This window comes from Bradyrhizobium sp. CCBAU 51745, from assembly GCF_028128715.1.
In the GTDB taxonomy this organism is placed as follows: Bacteria; Pseudomonadota; Alphaproteobacteria; order Rhizobiales; family Xanthobacteraceae; genus Bradyrhizobium; species Bradyrhizobium manausense.
In genome coordinates, this window is record NZ_LBJP01000025.1 from 1 (window position 1) to 590 (window position 590).

At 63.4% G+C, this 590-nt stretch carries 1 protein-coding gene and 1 pseudogene; both read right to left on the reverse strand.

The window, feature by feature from the left end:
* Nucleotides 1–215: pseudogene (locus XH98_RS12905) on the reverse strand (IS66 family transposase); the annotation flags it as partial.
* A 93-nt stretch (nt 216–308) separates the two neighbouring features.
* On the reverse strand, nt 309–590 hold a 282-nt coding region (gene tnpB / locus XH98_RS12910), incomplete at its 5' end, for an IS66 family insertion sequence element accessory protein TnpB (RefSeq protein WP_271618805.1).

Genomic DNA, 590 nt, shown 5'->3' on the forward strand with positions numbered 1-590 from the left:
GTTGCTTCCAACTCTTCGAGCTCGAGCTCCATCTGCTCCAAGAGCCGTGCCTTGCGCTCCGAGCGGCTGCCGTAAATCTGGCGACGCAGCTTCTCGATCTCGAGCTTGAGGTAACTGATCAGGGCCTCGGCCGCCTTCGCGTCGGCAGCTTCTGCTTTGGCGCTCGCCGCAACCGCTTCCGCTTCCAGGCGCGCGGCGCGCTCCGCGAGGATCATCGCATGCGCGGCGGCAAGATCGGTGGGGAGCGATTCAGATGTGGTCACGATGTTGATGGAATCACATCCATCACGATCCGCAAGCTCAAAGCCTCATCCGACCGACGTCGGTCGCCACGTCTCCTGTGGGTGCCGCCAGTCGATTCCGGACAAGAGATAACCGAGCTGCGCCGACGAGATTGTCACCACACCCTCGGCCGGGCTCGGCCAGATGAAGCGGCCGCGCTCAAGGCGTTTTGTGAACAGGCAGGCGCCCTGGCCGTCATGCCAGATCACCTTCAGCAGGTTGCCGCGGCGACCGCGAAAGCAAAACAGGTGGCCGCCCAGCGGGTCGCGATGCAAGATCTCCTGAACCTGCAACGCCAGCGACGGAAA